At 66.3% G+C, this 25135-nt stretch carries 27 protein-coding genes; 22 read left to right on the top strand and 5 right to left on the bottom strand.

The genetic code is table 11. From position 1 onward, the window contains the following. Nucleotides 1–27 precede the first annotated feature (27 nt). Nucleotides 28–234 carry a dodecin domain-containing protein gene (locus GXY47_03465; protein NLV30191.1) on the top strand — a complete coding sequence of 69 codons (207 nt, stop codon included), beginning with the start codon at nt 28–30 and terminating at the stop codon, nt 232–234. Here the strand turns inward: GXY47_03465 and GXY47_03460 are convergent. Continuing rightward, the gene (locus GXY47_03460) at nt 231–1076 is read right to left on the bottom strand and encodes a 4Fe-4S binding protein (GenBank protein NLV30190.1); all 846 of its coding nucleotides are present in this window, start codon (nt 1074–1076) and stop codon (nt 231–233) included. The genes GXY47_03465 and GXY47_03460 overlap by 4 nt on opposite strands. A 200-nt stretch (nt 1077–1276) precedes the next feature. Here GXY47_03460 and GXY47_03455 point away from each other — a divergent pair, with 200 nt between their 5' ends. Both GXY47_03455 and GXY47_03450 read left to right on the top strand, forming a co-directional pair. Further along, a complete protein-coding gene (locus tag GXY47_03455) occupies nt 1277–1690 on the top strand; it encodes a rhodanese-like domain-containing protein (GenBank protein NLV30189.1) in 414 nt (137 codons plus the stop codon). 5 nt (nt 1691–1695) lie between these two features. Continuing rightward, nucleotides 1696–2355: an endonuclease III gene (locus tag GXY47_03450; protein NLV30188.1), complete on the top strand. Its 660-nt coding sequence runs from the start codon at nt 1696–1698 to the stop codon at nt 2353–2355. 19 nt (nt 2356–2374) lie between these two features. Here GXY47_03450 and GXY47_03445 read toward each other — a convergent pair whose 3' ends face one another. Beyond that, on the bottom strand, nt 2375–3124 hold the full coding sequence (locus GXY47_03445; protein ID NLV30187.1) for a hypothetical protein: 750 nt from the start codon (nt 3122–3124) through the stop codon (nt 2375–2377). Next, nucleotides 3121–4206 (bottom strand): response regulator, encoded by a 1086-nt coding sequence (locus GXY47_03440; GenBank protein ID NLV30186.1) that lies wholly within the window; start codon nt 4204–4206, stop codon nt 3121–3123. The genes GXY47_03445 and GXY47_03440 overlap by 4 nt, the downstream gene beginning before the upstream one ends. Nucleotides 4207–4393: 187 nt before the next feature. On the opposite strand from GXY47_03440, the gene GXY47_03435 reads away from it, so the two are divergent. Genes GXY47_03435 through GXY47_03420 form a run of 4 tightly spaced genes read left to right on the top strand, consistent with a single transcriptional unit; the run spans nt 4394 to nt 9197 of the window. Beyond that, nucleotides 4394–5677: a DUF2088 domain-containing protein gene (locus GXY47_03435; GenBank protein NLV30185.1), complete on the top strand. Its 1284-nt coding sequence runs from the start codon at nt 4394–4396 to the stop codon at nt 5675–5677. A gap of 40 nt (nt 5678–5717) precedes the next feature. After that, nucleotides 5718–7187, top strand: coding sequence for a decarboxylating NADP(+)-dependent phosphogluconate dehydrogenase (gene gnd, locus GXY47_03430; protein NLV30184.1), 1470 nt, complete (start codon nt 5718–5720; stop codon nt 7185–7187). Between the two features lie 13 nt (nt 7188–7200). Continuing rightward, nucleotides 7201–8295 (top strand): sugar kinase, encoded by a 1095-nt coding sequence (locus GXY47_03425; protein ID NLV30183.1) that lies wholly within the window; start codon nt 7201–7203, stop codon nt 8293–8295. 41 nt (nt 8296–8336) lie between these two features. Continuing rightward, nucleotides 8337–9197 (top strand): hypothetical protein, encoded by an 861-nt coding sequence (locus tag GXY47_03420; protein ID NLV30182.1) that lies wholly within the window; start codon nt 8337–8339, stop codon nt 9195–9197. A gap of 7 nt (nt 9198–9204) precedes the next feature. On the opposite strand, the gene ilvE is transcribed toward GXY47_03420, so the two are convergent. Next, nucleotides 9205–10059 (bottom strand): branched-chain-amino-acid transaminase, encoded by an 855-nt coding sequence (ilvE, locus tag GXY47_03415; GenBank protein NLV30181.1) that lies wholly within the window; start codon nt 10057–10059, stop codon nt 9205–9207. A gap of 164 nt (nt 10060–10223) precedes the next feature. Here ilvE and GXY47_03410 point away from each other — a divergent pair, with 164 nt between their 5' ends. The 15 genes from GXY47_03410 to GXY47_03340 all read left to right on the top strand — a co-directional run bounded on the left by GXY47_03410 (nt 10224) and on the right by GXY47_03340 (nt 24378). Next, nucleotides 10224–11447, top strand: coding sequence for an LL-diaminopimelate aminotransferase (locus tag GXY47_03410; GenBank protein ID NLV30180.1), 1224 nt, complete (start codon nt 10224–10226; stop codon nt 11445–11447). 124 nt (nt 11448–11571) lie between these two features. Beyond that, a complete protein-coding gene (locus tag GXY47_03405; GenBank protein NLV30179.1) occupies nt 11572–12444 on the top strand; it encodes a M23 family metallopeptidase in 873 nt (290 codons plus the stop codon). Next, on the top strand, nt 12441–12830 hold the full coding sequence (locus tag GXY47_03400; GenBank protein ID NLV30178.1) for a polymer-forming cytoskeletal protein: 390 nt from the start codon (nt 12441–12443) through the stop codon (nt 12828–12830). Before GXY47_03405 ends, GXY47_03400 begins: the two co-directional genes overlap by 4 nt. Beyond that, the gene (locus GXY47_03395) at nt 12830–13279 is read left to right on the top strand and encodes a hypothetical protein (protein NLV30177.1); all 450 of its coding nucleotides are present in this window, start codon (nt 12830–12832) and stop codon (nt 13277–13279) included. Before GXY47_03400 ends, GXY47_03395 begins: the two co-directional genes overlap by 1 nt. 56 nt (nt 13280–13335) lie before the next feature. After that, the gene (locus GXY47_03390) at nt 13336–15204 is read left to right on the top strand and encodes a beta-glucosidase (GenBank protein NLV30176.1); all 1869 of its coding nucleotides are present in this window, start codon (nt 13336–13338) and stop codon (nt 15202–15204) included. A gap of 61 nt (nt 15205–15265) precedes the next feature. Continuing rightward, nucleotides 15266–16168, top strand: a complete 903-nt coding sequence (locus GXY47_03385; GenBank protein NLV30175.1) for a hypothetical protein — start codon at nt 15266–15268, stop codon at nt 16166–16168. Nucleotides 16169–16250: 82 nt separating this feature from the next. After that, nucleotides 16251–16532, top strand: a complete 282-nt coding sequence (locus GXY47_03380; GenBank protein ID NLV30174.1) for a hypothetical protein — start codon at nt 16251–16253, stop codon at nt 16530–16532. A gap of 812 nt (nt 16533–17344) precedes the next feature. Next, complete coding sequence (locus GXY47_03375; protein NLV30173.1) at nt 17345–19141, top strand: integrin; 1797 nt, start codon at nt 17345–17347, stop codon at nt 19139–19141. Nucleotides 19142–19461: 320 nt separating this feature from the next. After that, nucleotides 19462–19716 carry a hypothetical protein gene (locus GXY47_03370; protein NLV30172.1) on the top strand — a complete coding sequence of 85 codons (255 nt, stop codon included), beginning with the start codon at nt 19462–19464 and terminating at the stop codon, nt 19714–19716. After that, nucleotides 19706–20122: a PIN domain-containing protein gene (locus tag GXY47_03365; protein NLV30171.1), complete on the top strand. Its 417-nt coding sequence runs from the start codon at nt 19706–19708 to the stop codon at nt 20120–20122. Before GXY47_03370 ends, GXY47_03365 begins: the two co-directional genes overlap by 11 nt. 173 nt (nt 20123–20295) lie before the next feature. Beyond that, on the top strand, nt 20296–20685 hold the full coding sequence (locus GXY47_03360; protein NLV30170.1) for a hypothetical protein: 390 nt from the start codon (nt 20296–20298) through the stop codon (nt 20683–20685). Nucleotides 20686–20811: 126 nt separating this feature from the next. Next, nucleotides 20812–22029: a hypothetical protein gene (locus GXY47_03355; GenBank protein ID NLV30169.1), complete on the top strand. Its 1218-nt coding sequence runs from the start codon at nt 20812–20814 to the stop codon at nt 22027–22029. 168 nt (nt 22030–22197) lie between these two features. Continuing rightward, nucleotides 22198–23295, top strand: a complete 1098-nt coding sequence (locus tag GXY47_03350) for a peptidoglycan bridge formation glycyltransferase FemA/FemB family protein (protein NLV30168.1) — start codon at nt 22198–22200, stop codon at nt 23293–23295. A 142-nt stretch (nt 23296–23437) separates the two neighbouring features. Next, the gene (locus GXY47_03345; protein NLV30167.1) at nt 23438–23851 is read left to right on the top strand and encodes a LysM peptidoglycan-binding domain-containing protein; all 414 of its coding nucleotides are present in this window, start codon (nt 23438–23440) and stop codon (nt 23849–23851) included. Between the two features lie 29 nt (nt 23852–23880). Beyond that, nucleotides 23881–24378: a hypothetical protein gene (locus GXY47_03340; protein ID NLV30166.1), complete on the top strand. Its 498-nt coding sequence runs from the start codon at nt 23881–23883 to the stop codon at nt 24376–24378. A 54-nt stretch (nt 24379–24432) separates the two neighbouring features. Here GXY47_03340 and GXY47_03335 read toward each other — a convergent pair whose 3' ends face one another. After that, the gene (locus tag GXY47_03335) at nt 24433–25098 is read right to left on the bottom strand and encodes a hypothetical protein (protein ID NLV30165.1); all 666 of its coding nucleotides are present in this window, start codon (nt 25096–25098) and stop codon (nt 24433–24435) included. Nucleotides 25099–25135: the final 37 nt, after the last annotated feature.

The following is a 25135-nucleotide window of genomic DNA, read 5'->3' as shown; positions in this document are numbered from 1 at the left end:
TCAATCCTCTATCAAAAGGAGCCTCTCATGGCCATCGCACGCGTTACCGAAATCAAATCATCGTCCGCCAAGAGCTTTGAAGACGCCATCAGGGAAGGGGTCGCCCGCGCTTCCAAGACCCTCAAGAACGTCAAATCCGCCTGGATCGAAAACCAGGAAGTGGTCGTCGACGACGGCGGCCGGGTGACCGAATTCCGGGTTCAGCTGAAGGTCACCTTCATCCTCGAGGATTAGGCCGCACCCGCCTCCACGGGGGTGTCGCGGAGGATTTCCCCTTCCAGCCCTACGACGACGCAGCTCATGGGAGGCTTGCGCCCGGCCCGCGCGGCGGCTTGGAGCACCTGGTTGAGAAGGCCGCCGCAGCAGGGGACCTGCATGATGGCAATCCGGACCGAGCGGGCCTGCTCGATCAGGGCCGTCAGTTTTTCGGCGTAGGCCTCCTGGCGCGCGTCCAGCTTGGGGCAGGCGATGACCAGGGCGCGCCCCTCGAGAAAGTCCCGGTGGAAGTCTCCGTGGGAGAAGGCGACGCAATCGGCCGCGATCAGCAGGTCGGCGTCGCGGTACTGCGGGGCCGCCGGGGAGATCAGGTGGAGCTGGATCGGCCAGTGGGTCAACCTCGAGGGGTGTTTCGCCCCGTCGTTTTCCCCCTCTCTCCTGGGTGCGAAGGTTACGCTCCGGGACCCGGGGCACCCGGCGGCGGGCGCGGCGGGGGCGTTGTCGGCGGGAGGGTCGAACGGGATCCCGTTTTCCTCGAGGTAGGCGACGGCCTGGCGGAGGTACTCCTCCTGACGATGGTCCTTCAGGTGCTTGAGATGGGCGGCGAGGACGTTCGGCCCCTGGGGGACGATGTTGCCCAGCGCCCGGATTTCGTCGTACGCCTCCGCCTCCCGTACCTCCACCGTCAGCGCCCCCTCGGGGCATTGGCCGATACAGGCGCCGAGGCCGTCGCAGAGCAGGTCTCCCACCAGCCTCGCCTTGCCGTCGATGAGCTGCAGCGCGCCTTCGGGACACCCCGACACGCACAGGCCGCACCCGGTGCATTTTTCCTGGTCGATCCGGATTATGTTGCGCTTCATTTTCGCCCCTCCTTTTTCATGTTATCGCGCATCCTCAACCCGCGGGTTTATTTTGCGCCCTACACCTGCAATAATGAAGACAGGGGGGACGGATGGGATTGATCCAGGTCAAGAATGCGGTTTTTGAGGGACATTTCATGAAAAAGATCCTGCTTTTGATTCTTTTTGCGGTTGCGGCGGGCCACGCGGCCGTCAGCCCGATGGCGCAGGGCCAGCTGGCGGGGTTCCTGTCCGGCGGGGCGGCTTTCGACTTCATCCTTATCGACCTGAGGACGATCGAGGAAATCGACGCCGTCATCGGCAACGACTCCTGCCGTCCCTACCACCTCGCCTGGCCCGAGCCCTTCATGCGGGAATCGGCCCGGATCCCGAAGGACCGGGCCGTCGTCGTTTACTGCCGGACCGGCGGCCGCGCGGCCTTCGCGGCGAACTACCTGGCGTCCGAAGGCTACGAGCGGGTGTACAACGCCGGTGGCATGATGACCTGGAACGGCCCCACCCTCCCCCCGTCGGGGATCAAACCCCTGGAACTCCTCCCGGAGCCTTCCATGCGCGCCCTTGCCCCGAAACGCTCGGCCCTCGGTCCGGTCTTCCAGATCCCGGCGCTTCCTTGAAAGGGATGGATACGCGGACGCTGGGCAGGGTGCTGGCCCGGCTCAAGCGGGAACTCCCTCTATGGAAAGTCCCGGCGGTGGGGGTGATCGCCGACGGGGCGGTCGACCGCCCCTACGAAACCCTGGTCAGCACCGTCCTTTCGCTGCGCACGAGGGACAAGGTGACCGAGGCCGCCTCGCGCCGCCTGCTCGGGCGGGCGCCGACTCCACGGGCGCTCTCCGGACTCGCTCGGGAGGAGGTGGAGCGGCTGATCTACCCCGTCGGCTTCTATCGTACCAAGGCGGCGCACCTCGTCGCGATCGGGCTCCGCCTCGAACGGGAGCATTCGGGACGGGTGCCCCGGTCCATGGACGGGCTGCTCGCGCTGCCCGGCGTCGGGAGGAAAACGGCCAACCTGGTGCTCACCGTGGGGTTCGGGGACTACGGCATCTGCGTGGACACCCATGTCCACCGCATCTGCAACCTGTGGGGCTACGTGGCGACCCGGACCCCGGACGAGACCGAGTCCGCCCTGCGCCGGAAGCTCCCCCGGCGCCATTGGATCAGCCTCAACGACATCCTGGTCACCTTCGGCCAGAACCTCTGCGTCCCCTCCTCCCCCTGGTGCAGCCGCTGCCCGGTCGCCCGCTTCTGCCCCCGGATCGGCCTCAAACGCTCGAGATAGGTGAGGAATCGCCGGTGGGTCACTGTCCCCCGAGCCCGGCGGGAGCCGTCGCCGCACCGATCTCCTTGAGCCGGCGGGAGGCCAGAGCCATGATTTCCAGGGCATAGTCCAGGTTATGCGCCCCGGCGGAGCCGTCCCGCTCGATGATCGCGAGGTTGCGCCGGACGCCGGAGAGTTTCCGCTGGGCCTCGTCGGTGAAGAGATCGGGACGATCTTTCATCCGCGCTTCGATTTCGGCCAGGCCCGCCTGGAGGGGTTCCATGGTTTCCCGATACCATGCCTGCCAGTCCCGGAGCTGGCGCGCGCGCGTATTCCGGTTGTTGTCCTTGTGGCACGCGGTGCAGCTGTCGACCCGGTCCTCGGGCAGGGCGGGGTCGTCGGGACGGAGCAGCTTCATGCCGTGGCCGCCGCCCGTCATGTGACAGGAGACGCAGGCGACGCCGGAGTGAAAGCTGCGGGTCTCCTCGATCCCCTCGGCCCCCGTTCCCCTGAGCACGGCCCGCTGGGAATGGCAGGAGGAGCAGAGGGCCTCCGGCTCCGCGGCCAGCCTGCCCGGAGAATTCGCCGCCGGTTCGTGGCACCGCAGGCAGCCGGTGGCCGGGTTGTGGGCGGACGACCGCCAGGCGGCGTCCTGCTGCGCGTGGCACTCGGCGCACTCCCGGAACCCGGCGTGGTCCGGCCCGCGCGCCCCCTCCTCCACGGCCCGGCCCCATCCGGCAAAAAACAGGGCGAGCCCCGCCGCCAGGCGCACTGCTTCTTTTCCTGTCATGGGTGGCCTCCGTTGTTTTCCCTGGATGCGGCCTCCCCGTCTCCGCGCGCCCGCCCGGGGTTATGGAAACAGGATTCCAGATGTTCCAGAGTGGGGCGGACCAGGGTGGGGTCGAAGTGGGTGCCCGCTTTGCCGAGGATCTCGTCCCGGGCGACGGGGAAGGCGGAGGCCCGGTGATAGGGGCGGTCGTACAGGATGGCGTCGATGGTGTCGACCATGGAGAAGATGCGGGCGCCGAGCGAAATCTCGTCCCCCTTGAGGCCGCGGGGATACCCCGAGCCGTCGTAGCGTTCGTGATGGGAGAGCACGATGTCGGCCGCGCCCCTCAGGAATCCGATCTTGCTGACGAACTCGTACCCGTACTCCGGGTGCCGCCGCATCGTGTCCCATTCCGCGGGGGTGAGGGCCGAAGGTTTCCAGAGGATGCTGTCCGGGATCCGCAGCTTGCCGATGTCGTGCAGCAGCGCCCCCTGCTCGATCTGCACGAGCTGCCCGTCGCGGATCCCCAGGTGGCGCGCGATCCCCACGGTCATGTCGGCCACCCGGCGCGAATGCCCGCCGCTCCCCTGGTCGCGCATGTCCAAAGCCTGCGCCAGCGTTTCGATGGTGGCCTCGTGGAGTTCGCCCAGGTTGGAGAGCGCTTCGTTGAGCGCCCGCGACCGCTCCTCGACCAGCGCCTCCAGGCCCTGTTTGTAAGCGGCGTTCTCCAGCAGCAGGCGCCGGTGTTCCAGGGCCCTGGTGACGGCGACATCCAGCTGCTCGGCGCCGATCGGCTTGAGGAGGAAGTCGGCGGCCCCCCGCTTCATGAAATCGACGGCGATCAACGTGTCGTCCATTCCGGTGAGCAGGATGACCTCCGTGTGCGGACTCTCGGCCCTGATCTGGTCGAGGAGGTCGGAGCCGGAGACAAAGGGCATGTTGAGGTCCACGATGCAGGCTTCGGGCCGGAAGGAGCGGACGGCGTCGAGGGCCCGGCGGGGATCGGTCAGGCCCAGCGCCTCGTACCCGAGCCCCTCGAGCAGCAGCACTGTCAGCTTTGCCACCTGCGGGTCGTCATCGACAGCCAGAATTTTCGAAGCCATGTCGGGGTCTCTGCATGAAGGGGCGCGAGTCTTTAATAATCCAAAAGGGCTGAATAGTCAATCGATTCCAGCCCCGGGCGGCCATCGGGCGGATCGGGGGGCGGAAATCCGCGCTTGCGCCGGCTGCGCGTTCTCGGATACATATAAGCGACGGATGCGGGGGAGGGCCCCCGGGCAGGAAAACTTCATGATACTTGCGAGCGACGGGTCTTCGGGGCGTGTGTTTTCAAGGGAGGATTTGAGGGAGGCGCTCTTCGGCGCCCTCGACCGGCTGGGCCCCCGCAGGCGGGTGCTGGCCCTCCCCCCCGACTGCACGCGCGTGCATTCCCAGGCCGGGGTCCTGACCGAACTCCTTTACGAATACTACGGCCCGGCGCTCGTGGACGTGCTCCCCGCCCTGGGCACCCACCGGCCGATGACGCCGGGGGAGATCTCCCGCATGTTCGGCCGGACGCCCGCCCGGCTCTTCCGGGAACACGACTGGCGCCGCGGCGTGGACAGCCTCGGGACGGTGCCCGAAGATTTTGTCGCGGAGGTATCGGGGGGGCGGGTGCGCTACGCCATCCCGGCCGAGGTCAGCCGGCTCCTGGCCCGAGGGGGGCACGACCTCGTCCTCTCGCTCGGCCAGGTGGTCCCCCACGAGGTGGCGGGGATGGCGGGGTACAACAAGAACGTGTTCGTGGGCGCCGGGGGGGCCGAGGCGATCCACAAGACCCATTTCCTGGGCGCCGTTTTCGGCATGGAGCGGATCCTGGGCCGGGCCGACACCCCGGTGCGCCGGGTGTTCGATTACCAGTCCGAGCGCTTCGCCCGCCACCTGCCGATCGTGTACGTGCTGACCGTGGTGGGCGCCGGCGGGCGGGGGGAGCCGGTCGTGCGCGGGCTCTTCATCGGCGACGAGCCGGAGTGCCATCTCCGGGCGTCGGCGCTGGCGCTGGAGGTCAACGTCCGGATCCTCGACCGGCCGCTCCGGAAAGCGGTGGTCTATCTCGACCCCGCCGAGTTCAAGAGCACCTGGCTCGGTAACAAGGCCATCTACCGGACCCGCATGGCGCTCGAGGACGGCGGGGAACTGCTCGTCATCGCCCCGGGCGTCGAACGGTTCGGCGAGGACGACGGGATGGACCGTCTGATCCGGCGCTACGGGTACGCGGGGACGGAGCGCGTCCTCGGGGAGGTCGCCTCCGGCGGCGAACTCGGGCGGAATCTCGCGGCCGCCGCCCACCTCATCCATGGTTCCTCGGAAGGGCGGTTTTCGATCACCTACTGCCCCGGGGGGCTCCGGCGGGAGGAGGTCGAGGGGGTGCATTTCCGTTACGGCAGCCTGGAAGCCGCCCTCGGGCGCTACGATCCGGGATCCCTCGCCGAGGGGTACCATACGATGCCGGACGGGGAAGAGGTCTATTTCGTCCCGAACCCCGGCCTCGGGCTGTGGGCGTCGAGGGAGCGCTTCGAACGCTCCGGGTCCTGAGGACGGCGTTTCTGTTCCATCGCATCGATCGGAGTCCAGTATGAAAGTGCAGGCGGATATCGGAATCATAGGTCTGGCCGTCATGGGGGAGAACCTCGCCCTGAACCTGGAAAGCAGGGGCTTCACCGTCGCCGTCCACAACCGCACGGTGCCGGGGGTCGAAGAGGGGGTCGTCGCCCGGTTCCTCGACGGGAGGGGGCGGGGCAGGAATTTCCTGGGGGCGGAGACGCTGGAGGCCCTGGTCCGGCCGCTCGAATCCCCGCGCCGGATCCTGATGATGGTGAAGGCGGGCAGGCCGGTGGACGAACTGATCGAGCGGCTCGTCCCCCTGCTCGACCGGGGCGACATCCTGATCGACGGCGGGAATTCCCATTTCGCCGACACCGCCCGGCGCACCGCCCGGCTCGAGTCCGCGGGGATGCTCTATATCGGGACCGGGGTGTCGGGGGGGGAGGAGGGGGCGCTGCGCGGGCCTTCCATCATGCCCGGGGGATCCGAGGCCGCCTGGCCCCGGGTGCGGCCGGTCCTGCAGGCGATCGCGGCCCGGGTGGAGGACGGCACCCCCTGCTGCGAATGGGTGGGGCAGGGGGGCGCCGGTCACTTCGTGAAGATGGTCCACAACGGGATCGAATACGGCGACATGCAGCTCATCTGCGAGGCTTACCAGCTGATGCGCCATCTCCCCGGCATGGGCGCCGGGGAGATGGCGGAAGTGTTCCGCGCCTGGAACCGGGGGGACCTGGACAGTTACCTCGTCGGGATCACGGGCGACATCCTCGCCCGCAAGGACGAGGACGGGGCGCCCCTGGTCGACAAGATCCTCGACACCGCGGGGCAGAAGGGGACGGGGAAGTGGACCGGGGTGGCGTCGCTCGACCTGGGGGTTCCGCTCACGCTGATCACCGAGGCGGTTTACGCCCGGTGCCTTTCGGCCATGAAGGAGCTGCGGGTGGAGGCCTCGGGCCTCCTCCCGGCCCCGGAGCGGACCTTCTCCGGGGACCGGGGGGATTTTCTGCGGGACCTGGAGGCCGCGCTCTACGCCGCCAAGATCGTCTCCTATGCCCAGGGTTTCGGCCTGATGGCCGAGGCGGCGCGGGAGTACGGCTGGAAGCTCGATTACGGCGCCATCGCCCTGCTCTGGCGCGGCGGCTGCATCATTCGTTCGGCCTTCCTGGGGAAGATCCGGGACGCCTACGTGCAGAACCCCGCCCTCGCGAACCTGCTGCTCGACCCTTTCTTCCGCGAGCGGGTCGGCCGGGCCGGGGAGGGGTGGCGCCGCGTGGTCGCGGCCGCGGCCCTCTACGGAGTCCCGGCCCCCGCCATGTCCTCGGCGCTGGCCTACTACGACGGGCTGCGCAGCGCGCGGTTGCCGGCCAACCTGCTGCAGGCCCAGCGGGATTATTTCGGGGCCCACCAGTACGAGCGTGTCGACCGGCCCCGCGGGGAGTTCCACCACACCAACTGGACCGGCCAGGGGGGCGACACCGCATCGTCCGCCTACTCGGTCTGAGGAGCGCGACACCATGGAGACGACCACAAACGACGGACTCGACCTTCTTCCGGGCGGCGCCTTCGACCTGGTTTCGCTGGGGGCGCTGGTGCACCGCCTCGACCCGGGCATCGTCCCCTTCCACAAGGCCGCCGAGTGCCGCATCCACGTGAGCGGCGGGGAATACAACGTCGCGGCCAACCTCTCCGACTGCTTCGGGATGAAGACGGCCGTCGTCTCCGCCATGGTCGAGTACCCGATCGGGGAGCTGATCGCGCGACGCGTGCGGGCCATGGGCGTCCGGCCGTTCTACAAGACCTTCCGGCACGACGGGGTCAACGGCCCCAACATGGCCACGGTCTACAGCGACCGGGGATACGGGGTGCGGGCGCCGGTGGTGTTCTATAACCGCTCCAACGAGGCGGCGGCCCTGCTCGGGCCGGGCGATTTCGACTGGGGGGAGATCTTCGCCGGCGGCGTCCGCTGGTTCCACAGCGGGGGCATCTTCGCGTCCCTCTCCGAGTCCACCGGCCCCCTCATCGTCGAGGGAATGCGGGCGGCCAGGGAAGCGGGGGCGACCACCAGTTTCGACCTGAATTTCCGCCAGAAGCTCTGGGGCGTCTGGGGGGGGGAGAGCCGGGCGGCCGAGGTGATCGCCCGCATCGTGGAGCACGTGGACGTGCTGATCGGCAACGAGGAGGACCTGCAGAAGGGGCTGGGCATCCCCGGGCCGGAGGCTGCGGGGGCGTCCAAACTCGACCCGGCGGCGTTCCTCGGCATGATCAGGAACGTCCGGAGGAAGTTCCCCCGGGTCCGGGCGGTGGCGACCACCCTCCGCGAGGTCCATTCGACCAGCCGTCACGGCTGGGGGGCCGTCGCCTGGGTAGATGGGAAGGAGTGCGTCGCGCCGACGTGCGAGCTGGATGTCTATGACCGGGTGGGAGGGGGGGACGGCTTCGCCAGCGGTTTCATCTACGGGCTGCTCGCGGGGGAGCCGGCCGAGGACGCCGTGCGCCTCGGCTGGGCGCACGGGGCGCTGCTGACGACCTTTCCGGGCGACACCACCATGGCGACGCTCGATTCCGTGCGGGCGTTCGCCCGCGGGGGGTCCGCCCGTATCCAGCGGTAGCGGGCGCCGCCCGCTCTCCGAAAGCTTTCACAACGGGGGTGATGATGAAAACCAGATGGGTCCTGACCGCGCTGCTGTGTGTTCTTTTGCGGGTTCCGGGCGCCGGCCAGGAACCCCCCTTCCATTTCGCCCTGCTCGCGGACACGCAGATGGGGATGTATGCGTCCGACCGGGATTTCGTGCGCGAAACCGCCAACTACGAGTTCGCGGCGGCGACGGTCAACCGGCTCCGCCCGGAGTTCGTCGTGATCCTGGGGGATTTGGTGAACAGGCCGGGGGACCCGGACCAGGTGCGCGAGTTCAAGCGGATCACGAGCCGGATCACCGTTCCCGTCCACCTCGTGGCCGGAAACCACGACATCGGCCACGAGCCGACGCCCGAGTCGCTCGCGGCCTACCGGCGCGACTTCGGCCGGGACTACTATTCCTTCCGCGCCGGCCCGGTTTACGGCATCGTGCTGAATTCGGGCCTGATCCACTCCCCGCGGAAGGTGGCGGACGAGTACGCGCGCCAGGCCGCCTGGCTCCGGGAGGAACTGGCGGCGGCCCGGAAATCGGGCGCCCCGCACGTCATCGTCTTTCAGCACCACCCCTGGTTCGTCGCCGACGCCGGCGAGGCCGACGGCTACTCCAATATCCCGGCGGCGCGGAGACAACCGATGCTGGAGCTCCTCCGGGAGTACGGCGTGCGGCAGGTCTTCGCCGGGCACGCCCACCAGGATTCGACCGGGCGCGCGGGAGATCTGGAAATGACGGTCACCGGGCCGGTCTCCATGCCGTTCGGGGACCGGGGGAGCGGGATGCGGCTGGTGGAGGTGGGCCCCGGGGGGGTCCGGCACCGCTACTTCGACTTTTCCCGGATGCCCGACGCGCTCTCGCTCGAGCACCGCTCGCCCTTCTGACCCTCCGTCAGGGCTTGCGGACCTCCTCGTGGAAGAGCCCGAGGATCCTGCGGGTGACGGGGCCCGGTTTTCCGTCCCCGATCGTCCTCCCGTCGATCTTCGTCACCGGCATGAGCTCGGCCCCGGTGCCGGTGAGGAAGCACTCCTGGGCGGTGTACAGGTCGTATTGGGTCAGGGAGGCCTCCGCGCACGGGATGCCGGCCGCGGCCGCGAGCCCGAGGACGACGTCGCGCGTGATCCCCTCGAGCGCCTGGTCCATGGCGGACGGCGTCTTGAGCGTGCCGCCCGACCAGATGAAGATGTTGTCCCCGGTGCACTCGGCCACGCGTCCCTCCTGGTTGAGCATGACGGCCTCGAGGCAGCCCGCCTGGTTGGCCTCGATCTTGGCCAGGAGGTTGTTGAGGTAGTTGAGCGACTTGATCCGGACATCGTAACAGGCGGGGGGGATCCTGCGCAGGGAGGAGGTCATGAGCGCTATCCCCTCCGCGTAACATTTTTCGGGGTAGAACCGGATCTCGTCCACGATCAGAATGATGGAGGGCTTCGGACAGAGGCGGGGGTTCATGCCGAGGGCGCCGGCCCCGCGGGTCACCACGAGGCGGATGTAGGCGTCGGGGGCGCCGTTGGCCTCTACGGCCGCGGTGACGGTGCGCTGGAGCTCCTCCGGGGGCAGGGGGATCTCGAGCAGGAGCGCCCGGGCGCTCCGGTACAGCCGCTCCAGGTGCTCCCGGAGCCGGAAGACCCTGCCGCCGTAGGCCCGGATTCCTTCGAACACCCCGTCCCCGTAAAGGAGGCCGTGGTCGAACACCGAGACCCGGGCATCCTCCCGGCTGCAGTACCTGCCGTCTATCCAGATTTTCATGGCCCGCGATCCTCCGCTGTTATAATAGGGGGCTCCGGGAAGGTGTCAACGGTAATGTCGATCCGATTTGACTCACCGCCCGAAAATGCCTTATGATCAACCCTTCCCGTCGCCTGCCGGGTGCGGGAGTTCCATGCCCCATGGCTGAAAGGGACGAATAGACGATGGTCCGGTTTAACCAGCATTACCGAAAGCTCCAGTCCTCCTACCTGTTCTCCGACATCGCCCGGAGGATCGAGGCTTTCGAGAGCCGTAACCCCGGCAGGAGCATCATCCGGCTGGGCATCGGGGACGTCACCCGGCCGCTCCCCCCCGCCTGCATCTCCGCCTTTCACTCGGCGATCGACGAAATGGGCTCCGAAAAGCACTTCCGCGGTTACGGCCCCGAGCAGGGGTACGGTTTCCTGCGCGAGGCGATCGCCCGGAACGACTACCAGGCGCTGGGGGCGGAAGTATCGGCCGACGAGATTTTCGTCAGCGACGGCGCCAAGTGCGACACGGGGAATTTCCAGGAACTGCTGCCGGCGGACGTGCGGGTCGCGGTCCCCGACCCGGTCTACCCGGTGTACGTGGACACCAACGTCATGGCCGGACGGACGGGCCGTTTCGTGGACGGCCGCTACGAGGGACTGGTCTACCTTGCCTCGACCCGGGAGAACGACTACGTGCCGGCCCCGCCCGACGAGGGCGTGGACGTCATCTACCTCTGCTTTCCGAACAACCCCACGGGCGCTACCGCCACCCGCGGCCAGCTGGCCGAGTGGGTGGAGTACGCGCACAGGCGCAAGGCGCTGATCCTCTTCGATGCCGCCTACGAGGCCTTCATCCGCGACCCGGAGATCCCGCACTCCATTTACGAGATCGAGGGGGCGCGCGAGGTCGCGGTGGAGTTCCGGAGTTTTTCCAAGACCGCGGGGTTTACCGGCACCCGCTGCGCCTTCACCGTGGTGCCCAAATCGCTCGTGGTGACCGACGATTCCGGGCAGGCCCACAGCCTGCACGCGCTCTGGACCCGCCGGCACACGACCAAGTTCAATGGCGTGGCCTACCCCGTCCAGCGGGCGGCCGAGGCCGTATACTCCGAGGAGGGGAAGCAGCAGGTCCGCGCGCTGACGGATGACTACCTCAGGAACGCGGAACTGATCCGGACGGTCATGACCCGGCTCGGGTTCCACTCCGTCGGCGGTGAAAACTCGCCCTATATCTGGGTCCAGGTGGGGGGCGATTCCTGGGACTTTTTCGACCGGATGCTGGGCGAGGCTGCCGTGGTGTGCACCCCGGGAAGCGGATTCGGTCCCTGCGGCGGCGGTTACATCCGCATCAGCGCTTTCAACCGGTACGAGCGGGTGGTCGAGGCGATGGAGCGGATCGAGGCCATGGTGCGCTGACGCCCCTCGGGCCGGAAGGACGCAAAAGCGCGCTTTGGTGAGTGGGATCACGGTTTTGATATCGGGGGCGTGTTAGCCTGGGAGCATTTCGGGCAGCCATTTTCCGGCAAAGCGGGACAAACGAATGATGGAACCATTGAGATCCGCGATGAAGCAGCTGCGCGCTTTTTTGAAAAAGGCGTGTGTCTCCGTGACCATCCTGGTGATCCCCCACGATCATGTCAGGACGCTGAACGTGAGGGTCCCCGCCGCCCTGCTGGCGCTCTCCCTCCTGCTGGCCGTCATCGGCGGCGTCTGCGTGGTGAGCCTGGCCGTCAGCGGGTTGCAGTACCGGGCCCAGCACAACGCCATGGCCGCCAGGGTCCGCTTCTATTCCGACCAGTTCTACCAGTGGAGCTCTACGGTGACTTCGCTCAGGACGGTGGAGCAGGAGTTCCGGAACCTGTTTTCACTGGGATCGAAGGAAGCGGTCCTGGAACAGGCCGATACCTCCTTCAAGGGCTCGCTCGAAATCCCCGAGCTGGTGGAAGAGCTCCAGCACACCCTGGAAAGCGTGGACGAGATCAAGAATTACCTGCGCATCCAGAAGGATATTTTCGTCGCCACCCCCAGGGGCTACCCGGTGCAGGGAAGGATCACCTCCTCCTACGGGAGGAGGAAGGACCCCCTGACGGGGGGGGACGCGTTCCATTCGGGGATCGACATCTCCTCGGGGCCCGGGACCCCCATCCGGGCCACCGCCGACGGGGTGGTCAGCCACTCGGGGTGGACCCGGACGAGCGGCTACGTGGTGGTCGTCGAGCATGGCTGCGGTTTCTCCACCATTTTCGCGCATAACAAGAAGAACGCGGTCCAGGTCGGACAGCAGGTGTCCAAGGGGGACGTCATTGGCTACGTCGGTTCCACCGGACGGGCCACCGGCCCCCATCTTCATTACGAGATCTGGAAGGACGGCCGGAACATCAATCCGCAGCCGTACCTCGCGGTGAGGATGTGATCTTCAACCGGGACGGGGAGAAGCTGAAATCCTTCCTCGGCTCCGACTCGGAGCTCGAGGGGGATCTCTCCTCGACCGGGATCCTCCGCCTCGACGGGACCGTAAGAGGCAAGATCAGAGCGGACCAGGTCATCCTCACCGAAAGGGCCGTGATCCGGGGAGAGATCGCGGCGCGCCGTATCATCGTGGGCGGCAGGGCCGAGGGGGTGCTCCGGGCCGAGGAACTCCTGGAAATAGGGCCGAAGGGGCGGGTCCAGGGGGATATCGTCGCCCGGCGGGTCCTCATGGCAAGCGGGGGGACGTTCGACGGCCGGATCGAGATGCCGGCTGCCGCACCGGAGCACGCGCCCGAAGAAGCGGAAACCGCCGGGGCGAGGGCCTCCTGATGGCTGCGGCGGAGCGGTTCGGCCGCCGGGGCCTGCTGCGGCGCAGCCTCTTCCCGGCGCGGCGGTCCGAACAGGATGAGAGCGCGCCCCCCGCCTCCACCGAAACCACCCCCCCGCCCCTGCCCGAACCGGAGCCGGAGCCGGAGCCGGTGAGCGCGGAAGGGATCCGGCGCCGGATCGAGGCGGATCCCGCCTTGCGGGGGCCGCTGTTGAGGCTGCTCGAGTTCTGCGTCACCCCCCGGGCCGAGAAGGACATCTACGGCTGGATGCGGCCCTTTCCCGAAATCCGCGCGGGGTCCCATCACCCGGAGACCCTCCTCTTCTGGATGGTGGAGGCGGGCGCCATCGAGCGCCCCCCCGGGGAAGAGGGCTGGCGGACCACCCCCGCGGGAAAGGACATCCTCATGTCCTATGCGGCGGGGGGCGGCGGGAAAACGCTGGAAACCTGATGCCCGTCATCGCATACAACGCGGGTTCACCCTTACTACGGGAACGGAGAGAACCGATGAAATACACTCTGTGCGCGGCGGCGGTCTGCTGCCTTCTGCTTGGGTGCAGTACGGCACCTGTGGACCCCAAACCCAAAAGCCTCGCGTCCTACGACCCCGAGGCGAAGGCGCTCGTGGCGCGGATGACGCTCGAGGAGAAGATCGGGCAGATGACCCAGCCGGAGCAGGGGCCCGTGATGGCCAGCCCGGGCGACATGCAGAAATATTTCATCGGCTCGGTGCTCAGCGGGGGGGATTCCGATCCCGTGGAGGGGAACACGCTCGAGGCCTGGACCGACCTGTACGACCGGGTGCAGGCGGAGGCGATGAAGTCGCGGCTCGGGATTCCGGTGCTGTACGGGGTGGACGCGGTGCACGGCCACAGCAACGTCCTGGGCGCCGTCATCTTTCCCCATAACATCGCCCTGGGGTGCACGCGCGACCCGGAACTGGTCGAGAAGATCAACCGGATCACGGCCGAGGAGGTGCGAGCCACGGGGATCCAGTGGACCTTCAGCCCCTGCGTCGCCGTTCCCCAGGATATCCGCTGGGGGCGCACCTACGAAGGCTTTTCCGAAGACCCCGAACTGGTGGCCACCCTCGGGGAGGCGGCGGTGCGCGGGCTGCAGGGGGACCTCGGGCACCCGCTCTCGGTCCTGGCCTGCGCCAAACACTTCGTGGGGGACGGCGGGACCGGGCCGAGCGTCTCACCGATACCTGGGGCGCCGGCGGCGCCGGGCGCCCGCCTCTGGCTCGACCGGGGGGACACGCGGGTGGACGAATCGACGCTGCGCCGGATCCACCTCCCGGGCTATGTCGCGGCCATCCGGGCCGGAGTCGGCAGCATCATGCCCTCCTACAGCAGCTGGAACGGGGTCAAGTGCACCGGCAGCCGCCGGCTGCTGACCGAGATTCTCAAGGGGGAGCTGGGATTCGAAGGCTTCCTGATTTCCGACTACAACGCCATCGCCGAGATCCGGCCCGACGACTACAAGACCTCGGTCGAAATCGCCGTCAACGCCGGGATCGACATGGCCATGGAGACGGACCGATACCGGAGGTTCTTCGACACCCTCAGGGAACTGGTCGACGAGGGGCGGGTGCCGATGGCGCGCATCGACGACGCCGTGACCCGCATCCTGCGGGTGAAGTTCGCCATGGGGCTGATGGACAAGGGCCGGTCGCAGCTGGCGGACCGCAAACTGCACCAGGTCTTCGGTTCCGAAGCCCGCCGGGCCGTGGCCCGCGAGGCGGTGCGCAAATCGGTGGTGGTGCTCAAGAACGAGGGCGGGGTTCTGCCGCTGGCGAAGGAGACGGCCCGCATTCACGTGGCGGGCAAGAACGCGGACGACATCGGCAACCAGTGCGGCGGCTGGACCATCCGCTGGCAGGGGCAGGGCGGGCGCGTCACCCCGGGGGGGACCACCGTGCTCGCGGCCATCCGGTCGGCCGTTTCCCCGGAGACGCGGGTGACCTACTCGCGGGACGGCGCCGGGGCCGAGGGGGCCACGATCGCCGTCGCCGTGATCGGGGAGAAGCCGTACGCCGAAGGGGTGGGGGACCGCGACGACCTGGGGCTCGACCCGGAGGACCGGGCGACGATGGCCAACCTGAAAAAGGCGGGGATCCCGGTGGTGACCCTGGTGATCTCGGGCCGGCCGCTGGTCCTCGGCGACGTGCCCGGGCAGTCGGCCGCCCTCCTGGCCGCCTTCCTCCCGGGGACCGAGGGGAAGGGGATCACGGACGTCCTGTTCGGGGACCACACGCCGACGGGGAAGCTGTCCTTCTCCTGGCCGCGCGCGAACGGGCAGCTTCCGCTCAACATCCACACGCCCGAAGAGCGGTACGATCCGCTCTTCCCATACGGCCACGGTTTGACGTGGTAATCCGCATGATTCGGAATCCGCCCTGCGGCGGCGACGCCGGGTGTGCCATCCTTAGAGGGTTATGAATCTCGATTACGCTCTCGGCGTCGCCTCCGCCGTCTTCTGCGGGGTCTGCATGCAGTCGGGCATCCTGCTGCAGAAAAAGGCCGTCAACGACATGACGCCCGATGACAGGGCGCAACGGTTCCTGAAGACGCTGCTCCGGGACCGGCGCTGGCTGGCCGGGCTGGGGCTCGAATACGGGGTCGGCACCTGCGCCTTCATGATCGCGCAGGCGCTGATCGGGCCGGCGCTGGTACCGGGGCTGATGGCCGCGGGACTGGTCGTCCTGGCCGTCGGTTCGGTCCGCCTCATCGGGGAGGCGCTCAACCTGTCCGAGTGCGCGGGCATCGCCATGCTGATGGCCGGCATCGTCCTGCTCGGCCTGAGCGAGCTCGAAATCAGCGTCGACGTCGTCCGGGAGCGCCTCGGCGACCCCGGCACGGCGTCGCGCGTCGCCATCCTCACCGCGGGCCTCTTCCTGCTCTGGGCCGCCACCCACCTGCAGGCCATGCGCCTATCCCGGCGCAAGGGGACCGTCATGGCCTTTTCGAACGGGTTTCCCTTCGCGATCTCGAACTTCTGGATCAGCCCGCTTTTGGCCGTCGGCGCCGTCGTCCTGGCCGGCGACGGGTCGTGGGGCCAGACGGGGCTGTTCGCGCTGGCGAGCGTCATCCTCGTGGGCTGCAACGTCCTGGGCATCCGGCAGACCAACGAGGCCTTCAAGTTCGCCCAGGCCAGCAACGTGATCCCGGTGCAGCAGCTGTCGGTCCAGATCACCCCCATCTTCTTCTACTTTTACGTCTATGCCCTCGAGCCTCCCCGGGCCGCCTCGGGCGTCCTGATCGTCGCGGGGGCCGCCCTCATCGTCGTGGCCGCCTTCCTCCTCGGCCGGAGGCAGGCCGAGGTCGAGAAGATCCACTGAGAGGCGCGAGGGGGATGGGCCGGTCGCAAGGAAACGGGCCAGTTCCCCGGGCTCGAGGAGGTCCGGAGCGAGCTTTTCGGGATTGAAACGCCCCCCGGTCACGTACGCCACCGCGCCCCCGACGGCGACCCATGGGGTCACCAGCGCCAGGGGTACGATATACCTCTTCGAGCGCACCAGCGATTCCAGCACCCCGCGCACCGGCCGGCTGCGCCCCAGTTCCCCCTCGACCTGGGGGATGGCGAAAGCGGAAAAAGCGAGTTCGGGCCGGCGCCGGCTGAACCGGGCCAAACCCTTGGCCATCTGCTTCGGGGTGGTGATCCCGGCGTCGGCCAGGATGCTGCGCCGCAGCGCCCTGGGATAGTAGAAATTGACGATGTCCTTGGCGAAATCGGCGCAGTTGCGCAACAGGAGGTGGAAGCGCCTCCGGTTGGGGCCCGAGTTGAGGCGCTCGATGAGAGCGTCGTCCGCCTCCGCGTCCGTTTCCAGCTGGAAGACGTAGATCTTGCGTTCGTAGGCCGCTCCCACGAGCTGGGTCCAGCGCCCCTCGGGCTCCCGCCGCGCCGCTTCGTCCGGCACCAGCTCCCGCAGGTGCCGCGCCCGGTACTCCTCGCGCAGCCGGGCGACCTCCGCCCGGTCGGCGGCGGCGGGCGCCTCCTCCGGCTGCTCGACCGCGTAGAAGTAGGGGACCGGCGGCATGGCGAGCCAGTCGTAGCCCCCGATGCCGGAGTAGCGGCTGAGGACGACCCCGCGCTCGCCGGCGCGGCAGCGGCGCAGCTCGGTGGGAGACTCGGCGCAGACGCGCGACAGGTAGACGGCCATGTGCCCGGTGGGGTTGAACGACCCGAAGGCGCTGTGCGGTTGCTCGAGCAGCAGCGCCACGTCCGCGTGAAGCTCCGCGGGGCCCAGAAGGAGCAGGAATAGGAGCAGCCGCCATTTCATCGATTGCCGGTTCCGTCTCTGTTCATAGCGTAAGGCACCAAACGCCATTATGTCACAGCGCGTTCGAAAAGTCCCCCCGGGCCGGCCGGATTGAATGGCACAGAATGGAAAAGGACCGGCAAAACGGCGTCCTCCGAAGAACCGGGAATTCTTTCTGATAAGAAATTCAACGATCATCATCCAATCAATAAAGGGAAGAGCTGTGATTCCGAAAACCAAGGAGATATGTATCTCATGAAGCTGTCACATTCGCCTAGAATTCAGAATTTCCTATGGTCCATCCTTCACCTGGTCCTCATCCTGGGCCTTTGTTCCTGCGCTGGTGACGGGCGGACAGGAGGCAATCCTCCGTCTCCCACGCTCCAACTCGAATTCCGGCAGGTGAATATTTTTCATTTTACATGGACGGATGTTTCCAATGAAACCGCGTACAGGCTGCTGGAAGACCCTGATGGCCAATCGGGCTATAGCGTCATAGCCACGATCGATGCAGACACCACGTTCTACGACCTGTATGTTCCGCTGCCCGACCGAATCAACGCCTCCTATATTCTGGAAGCCTTGCGTAACGGGTTTTACCAGAGTATGGGCGAGGTTTTCGTGACCGGGTCCCTGGCCGATGCCGTGGGATATTTCAAGGCATCGAATACCGGGGAATACGATGGTTTTGGCGTCTCGGTGGCGCTTTCCGGGGACGGACGGACGCTGGCTGTCGGGGCCCCCTATGAAAGCAGCGCCGCCACCGGCGCATGGCATCCGGGCGATCCGGGCTATTCCGGCAGCCAGATGGACAACTCCGCACCGGCAAGCGGAGCGGTCTATATTTTCGCCTATACGATATCCGGCTGGGAGCAGGAGGCATACCTCAAGGCCTGGAACGCGGAATCCTTCGATGAATTCGGGGGACAGGTTGCCCTTTCGTATTATGGAGACACCCTTGCGGTTGGAGCGATGTATGAAGACAGCGGCTCCACCGGTGGGGAGGATGACAATTCCATGCCGGACAGCGGCGCGGTCTATATCTTCACGCGCGCCGGGAACTCATGGGCCCCTGGTTCCCTCATAAAGGCTTTCCTTCAGGACGAGGGGGATCGGTTCGGTGAAAGGCTCGCGCTTTCGGGAGACGGAAACACCCTCGCCGTCTCCGCAATGAGAGAAGACAGCGCGGGCAACCCGATCGACAACTCCGTCCCGGACAGCGGAGCCGTCTATCTGTTTTTCCGGGACGGCCTTGACTGGCAACAGCAGGCGTACCTCAAGCCCCCCTTGGATGTCGACATCAACGACCAGTTCGGTTCCTCCCTGGCTCTCTCGGAGGATGGCGGCGTTCTGGCCGTAGGGAACGATTTCAACGACAGCGAAAGCAGCTTTGGACAGGACAACGCCCTGCCGGACAGCGGCGCTGTTTTCGTATTTACCCGGACCGGAAACACCTGGGGGAACGCTGCGGCATTCATCAAGGCTTCCAACGCCGAATCGATGGATTATTTCGGTTTCTCGGTTTCTCTTTCCGCGGACGGAAACACTCTCGCGGTCGGAGCGCCCGGCGAAGACGGGAACGGCCCGGGCGCGGGCAACGAGGCCGTTGTCGATAGCGGCGCCGTCTATGTCTTTGAATATTCCAGCGGTCTCTGGACACAGAAGGACTACCTCAAAGCCTCGAGCGCGGGAACCGGGGATGCATTCGGAAGTTCGGTTTCGCTTTCCGGCGACGGCGTTTCCCTGGCGGTGGGAGCACCGTTCGAGGACAGCTGGGATATAGGAATCGGCGGAGACAGCTCGGACGATTCCGCCGAAGACAGCGGAGCCGTCTACCTGTTCTATCGTCCGGACAGGAACTTTTTTGTTTACAGTTATATCAAGGCTTCAAACACGGAACCCCTGGACGTCTTCGGCCACGCCGTCGATCTTTCCTGGGACGGATTGACCCTGGCGGCCGGCGCTCCTGATGAAGAAAGCAATGCAACCGGTATCGGTGGCGACGCAGACAACAACCTGGCCTCCTACAGTGGGGCCGTCTACCTTTATTGAAAAAGAGATCCGATGCTCTTCAGTCACCCGACGGCATTGCGAAAATGAGGCAAAACACGACCAGGATGCAAAAAACACCGGTTCGTTCAAAATCGATGATGATTGGCCCGACCGTCGGTTGCACTGCCCCCATATTCGAGATGATGCCTTCGCAGTCGACATAATGACGCCTATCAGGGAAGCGAATGCCGGTACCCGGAGGAAAACGGCAGAGGATCCGTCATATCCTTCTCAACGATTTGCGAACCGGCCGGGACCCGCTTGACGCCACGCAAAATACGTGATACACGTAAATTACGTGCTAATTTAGGGGGTTCGCCATGACGCCATCCGGAAACAGCGACAAGCAGAACATCACCATCAGCCTGAGCCGGCATTTACTTCGAAAAGCCAAGGTCATTGCGGCCCGGCGGGAAACGTCGATCAGCGGCCTTCTCTCCCAGCAGCTCGAGGATTTGGTTCGGGCGGACGAGGCTTACATTCAAGCCGAACGGCAGGCCATCGCTCTTCTGGACAAGCCTTTTCACATGGGCGGAGTGATTTCCGCCGGCCGGGAAGAGTTGCATGAGCGATAAGACCTTTATTGACACGAATGTGCTGATTTATGCGCACGATGCGGATTCCGGGGCCAAACAGGCAAGGGCAAAGGGCATCCTTCTTGATCTGTGGGCGGATCGCTGCGGAGTTCTCAGTACCCAGGTATTGCAGGAATTTTACGTGAATGTGACCCGCAAGATCGCGCAACCCCTGCCGAAGCCGACCGCGCGTCTCATTCTTGCCAGCTATGCCCTCTGGTGCGCCGTCATCACATCGGCTGAACTCGACCTGGCGTTTCGGATCGAGGACGAAGCCAGGATCGGGTTCTGGGATGCCCTCATTGTGGCTTCCGCCGTCAGGAGCGGGGCTGCAAGGATTCTTTCGGAAGATCTGAACAACAAACAGATCATCGCGGGCCTGCGGATCGAAAATCCCTTCCTGTGACACCATGAGAACCGCAGCGCGGCGGGAGGGGAACCAGGCGATTTTTATCGGGATTTCCGGGACGGGCCGCATTATGCTGGAACGTCTCGGAGGACGATGCCCTGGGCCGGTTCGAGCGAAGGCCGGGCCCCGGGGGATTGTCGTATCACAAAGCATTCAACGGAGGAGTCCCTATGAAGTGGCACAAACCCGTAGTCCTGATCGCGCTGCTGTGCCTCGGCCTGTCCTGCACGTATTCGGCCCTCGACGGCCGGGCCGCGGCGGCCGCGGAAGAGAAGATCACCGTGCTGAACCCGCTCGGAACGCCCCCGCCGATCACGCTCCAGCAGATGGCGCCCCGGCTCGACACGCTTGAGGGGAAGACGATCTACCTCGTCGATGACGGGTTCATCGGCGGCGACAACCTGCTCTACGAGATCCAGGACTGGTTCAAGGCGAACCATCCCGGGACCACGACCGTGTTCAAGCGCAAGGGGGGCGGAGGATTCGACGCCGAGGACCCGGAGCTCTGGGCGGAGATGAAGGAGAAGGCCGACGGCATCATCATCGCCCTGGGTCATTGAAGCCAGTGTGCGCCGGCGGTTGTCGGCCACGCCATCACTTTTGAAACCAAGCTGAACAAACCCGCCGTCCCGATCGTCCTCTCCGAGTTCTACGAGCAGGAGGTCGACAAGGCGCTCCAGGAGGGGTTGCCGGGGCTGCGGACGCAGTGGATCCGGGGCCCGGTCTGGGCCAAGACGCGCGACGAACTGCGGCGCGACGTCATCAACGGAAAAAACCCGATCACGGGCCAGCCCGTCATGCGGGAGATCGTCGAAAAATTCACCAAGCCGCTGACGGCCGAAGAGAAGCGGACGGGGAAGGTCGAGCAGAGCCGGGGGCCGGGCACCTTCACCGACACGGCCGAAAACCTGCACAGGATGTTTCTGGAAAAACGCTACACCGATTTCCTCCCCATCGTGCTGCCCACCCCGGAGCGGGTCGATGACATGCTCAAGGGGACGAGCCACGAACCGGACGAGATCGTGGGCAGGATGTCGCCCACCCAGACCGGGACCTATTTCAAGGACTGGACCTACACGGTCCGGGACGTGGCGGTGAACGCGGTCATGGCCGGGTGCAAGCCGGAATATTTCCCCCTCCTCCTCGCGGTGGCCTCCACCGGGAAGGAGGCGATCTCGGTGTCGGACAACTCCTTCGTGGGCGCCCTGGTCATCAACGGGGCCATCCGGGACGAGATCGGCCTGAACTCCAAGGTGGGGGCCATGGGGCCCTACGCCCACGCCAACACCACCATCGGGCGCGCCTGGTCGCTGATGTCGATCAACCTCGGCAACTGCGGCAAGGTGGGGACGACCTACATGGGCGTCGTCGGCAACCCGATGAACCTGATCAACATCGTGATCGCCGAGAACGAGGAGGAGTCCCCCTGGGCCCCCCTCTCGGTCCGCAAGGGGTTCAAAAAGGGGGAGAACATCGTCAGCCTCTTCGAGGGCTGGGGCGTGCTCTCGGCCGCCAACTGGAAGGCCGCCAGCTGGGGAAAGGAGATGGACTATCCCAAGATCATCAAGGACATCTTCGACCAGCAGGGGTTTTTGTTCGGAGCCTGCGCGGTGCTGAGCCCCCCGATCGCCCAGTTCATCAAGAACGCGGGCTACGACACTGTGGAGAAGTTTGAAAGGTACCTGGAGCCGGCGCCGCAGTTCCCGATGGGAAAGATGGCGCCCCCCAAGGCGAAGCCGGAAGGCGGGGCCCAGGCGAAACCGGCCCCCAAGGCGGAGATGCCGCCGATGATGGGCGGGTTTTCCAACACCGCCATCATCGTCACCGGCGGGACGAACAATAATTATTACAGCATCGGCGGGCTGCGCTACGGCCGGAGCGTCAAGATCGACGACTGGCGGTAGCCGCGCGCGGCTGAGGGCAAAGAGGGCGGCGGCCGCGACCCGGCCGCCGCTCTTTTCATCAAGGCTGGTTCCGGGCGGTTGGATGACGCCCCGCCCTCCATTGGAGCAGGTCTTTTCCTGCTTTCCCCCATTGAGATCGGGGGCCGAATGAGGGATAACTTCGTCATCATGAATCTCGAGGTGACGCCCAAGCCCGCGAGCCGGCTTTACCCCACCGATATCCTTTTCCAGACATCCTTCTGGGGGAGCGTGAAGCGGCGCCTGGGGTGGGAGGTGGAGGCCTTCGAAATTTCCCGCCCCTCCGGGACGGGGGACATGATGGCCCTGACCCGGCCCCTGGACGGCGACACGGCGATGGCGTGCGTCCCGCAGGGGCCCGAGCACGGGCCGGACCCGCAGGATTACGGCCGGTTCCTCGAGGAACTGTCCGATGCGGTCTCCCGCTACCTGGACCCGGCCTGCGTGTTCATCCGCTACGATCTCCCCTGGGCCGACCCCTACGCCCTCGACGGCGAGGCCGAAGGGGAAGGGGCCGCGGCGGGGCTCTGGCGCCCCGAGAACCGGCTGCGCGAAATCCGCATGAACTTTTCCACCCGGCAGTGGAACCTGCGCAAGGCCCCGCTCGACCTGACCGTCGCCGACTCCCTGGTCCTGGACCTCGCCGGGAGCGAGGAGCAGCTGCTCAACGGCATGAAGCCCAAGACCCGCTACAATGTCCGCCTGGCCGGGAGGAAGGGGGTCGAAGTCGTCGCCGCCGACGCCGCGGCGCTGCCGGCGTTTTACGGTCTGTACCTGGAGACATGCCGGCGGAACCGTTTCCCCGCGCGCGATTATGCCCATTTCGCGGCCCTGTTCGACACCCTGGCCGGCGCACGGAACGGCCCCACCCTGGCCTTCTACCTGGCCCTCCATGGGAGCCGGACGCTGGCCGGCGCGATCGTGGCGCGTTCGGGGAAGGCCGCCACCTATCTGTTCGGGGCCTCCTCGAGCTCCTGCCGCAACCTGATGGCGCCTTACGCCGTCCAGTGGCACGCCATCCGGGAGGCGCGGCGGAGCGGCTGCCTGTCCTATGACATGGGGGCGGTGTCGGCCCTCCGGGACCCGCTCCACCCGTTCTACGGTCTCTACCGGTTCAAGACCGGCTTCGGCGGCCGCATCGAGCACCGGGTCGGTTCGTGGGACTTTCCCATCGACCCGGAGAAATACGAAAGCTACCGGAGCCGCGAACTGCAGAGCAATTTTTGCGAAGCGGCGCTGCCGGCATGACCGGGGCGGGGCGCCTCCGCCCGGCGAGGGCAAAGAGTTTGACGGAGCGGAGCGCGGGCGGGTATGCTGAATGCTACGGGGACCGCGGCCGCAATCCGAAGCCGCGGCAGGAAATCTCATTCTTTCTCATAAAGGAGGCAGCATGGACCGTTTCGAGGAACTCAAAGCGAAGTATCAGTCGGTATTGCGCCTTATCGAGCAGAAGAAACTCCGGATGCACAACCTCCACCTGCAGGACAACAAACTCTTCGTCAAGGCCTCGGCCGGAACCGAGGAACAGAAAAACGCCATCTGGAACCAGATCAAGCTCGTGGACCCGGCCTACGCCGACCTGACCTGCGACATCGTCATCGATCCCTCGATGGCGCCCCCAGCCGCGGCCGCCCCGGCGGCAAAGACCTATACGGTCCAGCCGGGGGACACGCTCTCGAAGCTCGCGAAGCAGTTCTACGGCAACGCCGGCGCCTACATGAAGATTTTCGACGCCAACAAGGACCAGCTCACCGACCCGAACCTCATCAAGGTGGGACAGGTGCTCAAGATCCCCAACGCCTGAGCGGACGTTTTCCTGAAAGGAGAGGGGCCATGACCACCAGAGCCATGTTCACGGCCGAGGAGTGGAACCTGCTCAGGATCCTGCCCGCCCTGGTCTCGAGCGGGGTGTCGGCCGCCGATCCCAGCGGCATCATCGGCGCCGTGAAGGAGGCGGCGGCCGGGGCGACGGGATGGATCGGGTCGCTCAGGCAGGGGGCGGGGCATGAACTTCTTGCCGCGATGCTGGAGGACCGGAGCACCCCGGGGACACCCGATCCGAAAACGCTCCTGGGCGAGGGGGACCGCCGGCAGCAGATGGAAAACCTCAAATCCGCCGTGCTCGCGCGCATCGGCGAGGCGATGGAACTGCTCGGGGGCAAGGCGGCGCCGGAAGAGGCCGCAGCGTACCGGCACCTGATCCTGGAGGTGGCCGAAAAAGCCGCAGGCGCCGCAAGGGAAGGAGGATTTTTGGGATTCGGCGGCGAAAGGGTGAGCGGGGCGGAGCAGGCCTTCCTCGACGATGTGAAGAATGCGCTCGGGCTGGCCTGAGGCCGGCGCCATTGCCGCACGGGGGACCGTTCCGGGCCCCCGTGCGGCCGGGGTTCAGTCGATCTTCTTCATTCCCCGCAATTCCATGTAGCCCTGCGTCTGGTAGACGCCGTTGAAGTAAGGCGCGAGCTGAAGCGCGCTGAAGAGCAGCGGCTTGCCCACCCTGCGGATGTCGCAGGGATTGTGTTCCAGTCCCGCCGGGATGTAGAGCACCGTCGCCTTGGTGATGATGTGCCGTTCGTACTCCTTGCCCATGAAGTACTCGATCTCGGCGTCGAAAGAACCCGCCAGGTCGGGCAGGGTCGAACCGAGGAAGAAGAGGTATTCGTCCGTGTCGTGGTGGTGCGATTCCATCTCCAGCCGGTAGGGCTTTGTGAAGATCTGCCACCCCATGTTGATCTTCGCCCCCGGGAGGTCGCTGTCTCCCCGGAAATAGGCCTGGGGGCCGGGAACGATGTCGGGCACGATCGTGTTTTCCCGGAGCCTGGTGCTGAACAGGTGGTCGTACTTGCTCCCCTCGGTCCCCTTGGGCCATGGCGGAGGGTTTTTGAAAAACGCCGATTCGGCCTTCTTGGGGGCGGGCGCCTTGGCGTCCTGAGCCGCCGCGGCCGGCGCGGCCATCTGGGCCAGGGCCGTCGCCATCGCAAACCCCGCGGTTCCCGCGGTGATTTCCTGGAAGAACGCCCTGCGGCCCGGTTTCTCGTCTTTGGTCGAACTCATGATGTTTCTCCTTTTGCGCAAAAGATGACCCGGCGAG

It is taken from the genome of Acidobacteriota bacterium (assembly GCA_012729555.1).
Taxonomy (GTDB): domain Bacteria; phylum Acidobacteriota; class UBA6911; order UBA6911; family UBA6911; genus UBA6911.
Note: the sequence above shows the minus strand (reverse complement) of the source record. Positions and strands in the feature narration are given on the sequence as shown.

Coding starts and splice junctions, on each gene's coding strand:
- GXY47_03465 (NLV30191.1), top strand. CDS start 28: ATGGCCATCGCACGCGTTACCGAAATCAAATCATCGTCCGCCAAGAGC.
- GXY47_03460 (NLV30190.1), bottom strand. CDS start 1,076: ATGAAGCGCAACATAATCCGGATCGACCAGGAAAAATGCACCGGGTGC.
- GXY47_03455 (NLV30189.1), top strand. CDS start 1,277: ATGGCGCAGGGCCAGCTGGCGGGGTTCCTGTCCGGCGGGGCGGCTTTC.
- GXY47_03450 (NLV30188.1), top strand. CDS start 1,696: ATGGATACGCGGACGCTGGGCAGGGTGCTGGCCCGGCTCAAGCGGGAA.
- GXY47_03445 (NLV30187.1), bottom strand. CDS start 3,124: ATGACAGGAAAAGAAGCAGTGCGCCTGGCGGCGGGGCTCGCCCTGTTT.
- GXY47_03440 (NLV30186.1), bottom strand. CDS start 4,206: ATGGCTTCGAAAATTCTGGCTGTCGATGACGACCCGCAGGTGGCAAAG.
- GXY47_03435 (NLV30185.1), top strand. CDS start 4,394: ATGATACTTGCGAGCGACGGGTCTTCGGGGCGTGTGTTTTCAAGGGAG.
- gnd (NLV30184.1), top strand. CDS start 5,718: ATGAAAGTGCAGGCGGATATCGGAATCATAGGTCTGGCCGTCATGGGG.
- GXY47_03425 (NLV30183.1), top strand. CDS start 7,201: ATGGAGACGACCACAAACGACGGACTCGACCTTCTTCCGGGCGGCGCC.
- GXY47_03420 (NLV30182.1), top strand. CDS start 8,337: ATGATGAAAACCAGATGGGTCCTGACCGCGCTGCTGTGTGTTCTTTTG.
- ilvE (NLV30181.1), bottom strand. CDS start 10,059: ATGAAAATCTGGATAGACGGCAGGTACTGCAGCCGGGAGGATGCCCGG.
- GXY47_03410 (NLV30180.1), top strand. CDS start 10,224: ATGGTCCGGTTTAACCAGCATTACCGAAAGCTCCAGTCCTCCTACCTG.
- GXY47_03405 (NLV30179.1), top strand. CDS start 11,572: ATGATGGAACCATTGAGATCCGCGATGAAGCAGCTGCGCGCTTTTTTG.
- GXY47_03395 (NLV30177.1), top strand. CDS start 12,830: ATGGCTGCGGCGGAGCGGTTCGGCCGCCGGGGCCTGCTGCGGCGCAGC.
- GXY47_03390 (NLV30176.1), top strand. CDS start 13,336: ATGAAATACACTCTGTGCGCGGCGGCGGTCTGCTGCCTTCTGCTTGGG.
- GXY47_03385 (NLV30175.1), top strand. CDS start 15,266: ATGAATCTCGATTACGCTCTCGGCGTCGCCTCCGCCGTCTTCTGCGGG.
- GXY47_03375 (NLV30173.1), top strand. CDS start 17,345: ATGAAGCTGTCACATTCGCCTAGAATTCAGAATTTCCTATGGTCCATC.
- GXY47_03370 (NLV30172.1), top strand. CDS start 19,462: ATGACGCCATCCGGAAACAGCGACAAGCAGAACATCACCATCAGCCTG.
- GXY47_03365 (NLV30171.1), top strand. CDS start 19,706: ATGAGCGATAAGACCTTTATTGACACGAATGTGCTGATTTATGCGCAC.
- GXY47_03360 (NLV30170.1), top strand. CDS start 20,296: ATGAAGTGGCACAAACCCGTAGTCCTGATCGCGCTGCTGTGCCTCGGC.
- GXY47_03350 (NLV30168.1), top strand. CDS start 22,198: ATGAATCTCGAGGTGACGCCCAAGCCCGCGAGCCGGCTTTACCCCACC.
- GXY47_03345 (NLV30167.1), top strand. CDS start 23,438: ATGGACCGTTTCGAGGAACTCAAAGCGAAGTATCAGTCGGTATTGCGC.
- GXY47_03340 (NLV30166.1), top strand. CDS start 23,881: ATGACCACCAGAGCCATGTTCACGGCCGAGGAGTGGAACCTGCTCAGG.
- GXY47_03335 (NLV30165.1), bottom strand. CDS start 25,098: ATGAGTTCGACCAAAGACGAGAAACCGGGCCGCAGGGCGTTCTTCCAG.